At 29.2% G+C, this 5,780-nt stretch carries 3 protein-coding genes; 2 read left to right on the forward strand and 1 reads right to left on the reverse strand.

Annotation, left to right across the window (positions count from 1 at the left end; genetic code table 11):
* Nucleotides 1-324: 324 nt before the first annotated feature.
* Both secA and prfB read left to right on the forward strand, forming a co-directional pair.
* Nucleotides 325-2,838: a preprotein translocase subunit SecA gene (gene secA, locus HCG70_RS01790; RefSeq protein WP_042399544.1), complete on the forward strand. Its 2,514-nt coding sequence runs from the start codon at nucleotides 325-327 to the stop codon at nucleotides 2,836-2,838.
* 162 nt (nucleotides 2,839-3,000) lie between these two features.
* A protein-coding gene (gene prfB, locus HCG70_RS01795) for a peptide chain release factor 2 (protein WP_394805639.1) occupies nucleotides 3,001-4,102 on the forward strand; the annotation gives its coding sequence in 2 pieces (ribosomal slippage) (nucleotides 3,001-3,066 and nucleotides 3,068-4,102; 1,101 coding nt in all).
* Between the two features lie 38 nt (nucleotides 4,103-4,140).
* On the opposite strand, the gene HCG70_RS01800 is transcribed toward prfB, so the two are convergent.
* The gene (locus HCG70_RS01800; RefSeq protein WP_042402477.1) at nucleotides 4,141-5,658 is read right to left on the reverse strand and encodes a M28 family metallopeptidase; all 1,518 of its coding nucleotides are present in this window, start codon (nucleotides 5,656-5,658) and stop codon (nucleotides 4,141-4,143) included.
* Nucleotides 5,659-5,780: the final 122 nt, after the last annotated feature.

Raw genomic sequence — 5,780 nt, forward strand, 5'->3', positions numbered from 1 at the left:
AAGATTTTTTTTGTTAGCATGAAAAATATTTTACCATAAATCCTAGGCTTATAGAGTCTGGGATTTATTTTTTTTTTTGCAAAAGGGGCCTCGCACTAATTATTTAGTGCGACAGCCCCTTTCATCTAAATGTTAAATAAAAGTAAAAGAGTTTAACCTATATACATTTATGTTGAATTATGAATATCATAAATGGTATAATTTATTAAGTAAAACATTAGAAGGGTAATTTTATATAAATTAAATAATTATATAAAAAGTTTAAATCCATTACTTAATTTTATATTCATTTTTATGAGTATTAATGTTGAAAGGAAATACATTATGGGATTTTTAGAAAAAGTTTTTGGAACATATAGTGAGAGAGAAGTTAAAAAACTTCAATCAATTGCAGATAAAATAGAAGCTTTAGATGAAGGAATGCAAAAGCTTACTGATGAAGAATTACAAGCTAAAACTGTAGAATTTAAGGAGAGAATACAAAAAGGTGAATCTTTAGATAGTTTATTACCAGAAGCATTTGCTGTTTGTAGAGAAGCTTCAAGCAGAGTGCTTGGAATGAAGCATTTTAGAGTGCAATTACTTGGAGGGATGGTTTTACATCAAGGAAGAATTGCTGAAATGAAAACTGGGGAAGGTAAAACATTAGTTGCAACTTTACCAGCATATTTAAATGGATTAACTGGCAAGGGTGTTCATGTTATAACAGTAAATGATTATTTAGCTAAAACTCAAATGGAAGAAATGGGAGTGCTTTATAATTTCTTAGGATTAACAACTGGATGTATAATTCATGGAATTACACCAGAACAAAGAAGAGCTGCTTATGCATGTGATATTACTTACGGAACAAATAATGAATTCGGATTTGATTACTTAAGAGATAATATGGTAATACATATGGAAGACAGAGTTCAAAGAGATCTTAACTTCTGTATAGTGGATGAAGTTGACTCAATTTTAATAGATGAGGCTAGAACTCCTCTTATTATTTCTGGAATGGGAGATAAGTCTACTAAGTTCTACAATGTTGCTGATAATTTTGTTAAAACACTAGTAAACGAGAAAGATTTTAATGTTGATGAAAAGGCTAATGCTGTTTTATTAACTGAGGATGGTATAGTTAAAGCTGAAAAATATTTTGGAATAGAAAACTATGCTGATTCTCAAAACTTAGAATTACAACATTATGTTACTCAGGCTTTAAAGGCTAACTATACTATGAAGGCTGATAAAGACTATATGGTAAAAGATAATGAAGTAGTAATAATAGATGAATTTACAGGAAGACTTATGGAAGGTAGAAGATATTCAGATGGTCTTCATCAAGCAATTGAAGCTAAAGAAAATGTTAAAATTCAAAGAGAGTCAAAAACTTTAGCAACAATTACATTCCAAAATTATTTCAGAATGTATGCTAAATTATCAGGAATGACTGGTACTGCATTAACTGAAGAAAATGAATTTAGAGAAATATATAATCTTGATGTTATAGTAATACCAACTAATAAACCAGTTCAAAGAATTGACCAATCAGATATGGTTTATAAAAATCAATCTGGTAAGTATAAAGCTATAGTTGAAGAAATAGTAAAATCACATGAAAAGGGTCAACCAGTACTTGTTGGTACAGCAAGTGTTGATAAATCTGAATATATTTCTTCTTTATTAAAGAAGAGAGGAATTAAGCATCAAGTGCTTAATGCTAAATATCATGCACAAGAAGCCGAAATAATTTCTCATGCAGGAGAATTAGGTATGGTTACTATAGCTACTAATATGGCTGGTAGAGGTACTGATATTAAGCTTGGTGAAGGAGTTAGAGAAGCAGGTGGATTAAAGGTTCTTGGTACTGAAAGACATGAATCAAGAAGAATAGATAATCAGCTTAGAGGTAGATCAGGTCGTCAAGGGGATCCAGGTGAATCTATATTCTTCATTTCTTTAGAAGATGATTTAATGAGAATATTTGGTTCAGAAAAGATTCAAGGAATTATTGATAAATTAGGTCTTGAAGAAACTGAAGCTATAGAAAGTAAAATGGTTACTAAGGCTATAGAAAATGCTCAAAAGAAGGTTGAAGGAAATAACTTTGACATAAGAAAGAACCTTCTTGGATATGATGATGTTATGAATCTTCAAAGAGAAGTTATTTATAGACAAAGAACTGAAGTTTTAGAAGGTAAGAATTTAAAAGAGCAAATAGAAGGAATGATTCAAGAAGTTATATCTGATGCTGTTAATTCACATTTAAGTGGAGACGTTCAAGATATAGAAGCTGAAATCAAAACATTACTTCAATATTTAGAGGAAATTTGTTTACCACACGGTATTGTAACTGTACAAGAATTAGCAGATTTATCTAATGAACAAATAAAAGATAAGCTAACTGAAACTGTTATGAATATATATAAGGGTAAAGAACTTGAATTTGGTGAAGAACAATTAAGAGAAATTGAAAGAGTAGTTCTTTTAAGAGTTGTTGATCAAAAATGGATGGCTCATATAGATAACATGGATCATTTAAAACAAGGAATGGGATTAAGAGCATATAAGCAACAAGACCCAATTCAAGCATACCAAATGGAAGGTAGTGCAATGTTTGAAGAAATGATTGAGGGAATTAAGCTTGAAACAGTTAAATTCTTATTCCATGTAAGAGTTGAAAGACCAGTTGAAAGAGAAAAGGTTGCAGAAGAAACTTCAGCAAGTCATGGAGAAGATGATAAGAGCTTAAAAAAAGAACCAGTAAGAAATGATCATAAGTTTGGAAGAAACGACTTATGCCCTTGTGGTAGTGGAAAAAAATATAAGAATTGTTGTGGAAGAGAAGCATAATAAAAAAGTGCCTAAAGGGCACTTTTTTATTAAGTTAGTAGTTAAGGTGGAAACTCCTTTGGGAGTTTCTTAAATATATATTTAAATAAATTCAGCCTAGGCTGAATTTTCTCAATAGAGTACTAACTAAAAACTCTTAACTAATTCAAAGGGGTGATTTTTGTGTTAATCAAGTTAGAACAAGAACTTTCAAAGGTTAGTGGCTTAAAAGAAACATTAAAAGAAATGGGGGCTTCACTTTGACAAGGAAAGCCTAGAAAAAAGATTTCAAGAACTTGAGCTTCAAATGCAAGAAAAAGGTTTTTGGGATGATGTTAAAAGAGCCGAAGAAGTTACTAAGGAAAGTAAAGGAATTAAAGATAGAATAGATAGATATGAAAGTTTAGTAAGAAGATTAGATGATGTCGAAGTATTAGCTGAACTTGCAGAGGATGATGAGGAAACAGTTAATGAGGTTATTTCTGAAATCAGGGATATTGAAAAGCTAATTGAAGAATATAAAATTGAACTTTTATTATCAGGGGAATATGATAAAAATGATGCTATATTAAGTTTACATGCTGGTGTTGGTGGAAGTGATGCTAATGACTGGACGCTTATGCTTCTTAGAATGTATACAAGATGGTGTGAAAAGAAGGGGTATAAAGTTGAAACTCTAGACTTACTTGAAGGTGATGAAGCTGGAATAAAGAGTGCAACATTGAGAGTAAAAGGAGAGTTTGCATATGGATACCTTAAAGCTGAAAAGGGAGTTCATAGACTAGTAAGAATTTCTCCATTTAACGCAAATGGTAAAAGACAAACATCATTTGCATCAATTGAAGTATTGCCTGAACTTACTAAAGATCAAGATATAGATATAAGACAAGAAGATTTAAAAGTAGATACATTTAGAGCAAGTGGAGCTGGTGGGCAACATGTCAATAAGACTGAATCTGCAATTAGAATTACACATATTCCTACAGGTATCATAGTTCAATGTCAAAATGAAAGAAGTCAATTTGCAAATAGGGATACAGCAATGTCTATGCTTAAATCTAAGCTTATAGAGCTTAAAGAAAGAGCTCATAAAGAAAAAATAGAAGATTTAACTGGGGAACTTAAAGATATGGGATGGGGAAGTCAAATAAGATCATATGTATTCCATCCATATAATATGGTTAAAGATCATAGAACCAATGAGGAAACTGCAAATGTTAATGCCGTTATGAATGGAGAAATTGATCAATTTATTACTACTTATTTAAAAAGTATATCAAAATAATAAAAATAACAGCTAATTTTATTAGCTGTTATTTTTATTTATCTTGATTTTGAATTAAGTCTCATTAATGTAATAAATATTATTGAAAAACCAAATATTAATGCAATAATTAATGCACTAGTATATCCTTTAATATAGAATATAGTAGCAGATATTACTGCAATTAAGGCAATTGCTCTAAAAAGTATTGAGCTATTTTTATGAAGTAAAAACTTATTCTTAGAAAAAATACCCCATATAATTAATAGTATTAAAACTATTGATATTAAAGTAATAGAATTTTGACTATAAATGAACCTTGTTAATCCACTATAACAAGAAGTTTTTATTTCTGTTTCAACTATTTTATAAACTGTATCTATAGAAGATGTATCTATATAATCTATTGTATCTTCTGGTGTATGAATTCGTGTTTTATCACTATGACAGAAGCTCAATGCATCAATATTTAAATTATTAAAGCTTGCATGATCACTTGAATCCTCATATAAAACCTCATAATCTATTGAATTATCCTTACATATAGATTTTATAGATTCTAGCAATTCTGAATCTGTATTTTTAAATTTACTTCCTTGCATTAAGCTTATAGGATAATCAGCACTACCAATCATATCAAAATTTATGACTTTTGAATCTTGAATATTAAATAAATTTTCTTCAGCAAAGGCTTTAGAGCCTAAAAGACCAAATTCTTCAGCATTTAAAGCAACAAAAATAATATCTCTTTCAGGTTTTCCATAAGTTGAAAGACTTCTACTTAATTCTAATATAAATGAAGTACCAGAGGCATTATCTAAGGCCCCAGAATAACTAGTACCTAATCCATCCTTTCCAAGATGGTCATAGTGAGCTGTAATTATAAATGGGGAAAGGGAAGAATTAGACCCTTTGATTACACCAATAACATTAGATATTGTTTTTTCTTCTTCCTCAAATGGAACATGAATTGAAATTTGTTTTCCTTCATTTAAACTAGAAGTTATTTTATCAAAAGCATTTTGTGAAACCATAATTACAGCATCTTTTGCGAAATCACTGAAAAATGAGCTTCTAAATGAAAAATTATTATCTTTTGGAACATATAATAAAAATGTTCCATCATCACATGTTATATCAAGATAAGATAAATAAGAGTTTATTTTATCAGACTTTGAAAATGAAAAAGTATTATTTTTAAAATTAATCATATCTTCTTTAAAGTCAACCCCATATTGAAGTTCTTCTTCAGTATCTCCGTTATATTCAATTTTCAAGTATGGAGAAGTATTTGTAGTTACAGGACAAATAGTATTAAAATCTTGAGTATAATTGCCATCACCATTTAAAGTTTTTAATCCATAATCAATAAATCTATTTTTTATTATTTCTGCAGCAACTAAGTTTTCGGTGCTACCAGCTAATCTACCACCTAATGTATCTGATGATAAGACATATATATTATTACGAACATTGGTTGAATCAAATTCCGAATATGTATTATTAAGATAGAGTGTAGTTAATAGAAAAAAGGATATTATTGATAAAATCGAAAAGTATAATATATTTTTTTTCATAAAAAGATACCTCACAAATATTAGTATACTTAATAATATTATTGGAGGTTTTACATTATAACTGAAATTTTAAAATTAACTGAGATTCCAAATTTTAATTTGGCAAATCGAAGTTACTCATC

Source organism: Clostridium sp. K04 (assembly GCF_019734375.1).
Lineage (GTDB): Bacteria > Bacillota > Clostridia > Clostridiales > Clostridiaceae > Clostridium > Clostridium saudiense.

Coding starts and splice junctions, on each gene's coding strand:
- secA (WP_042399544.1), top strand. CDS start 325: ATGGGATTTTTAGAAAAAGTTTTTGGAACATATAGTGAGAGAGAAGTT.
- HCG70_RS01800 (WP_042402477.1), bottom strand. CDS start 5,658: ATGAAAAAAAATATATTATACTTTTCGATTTTATCAATAATATCCTTT.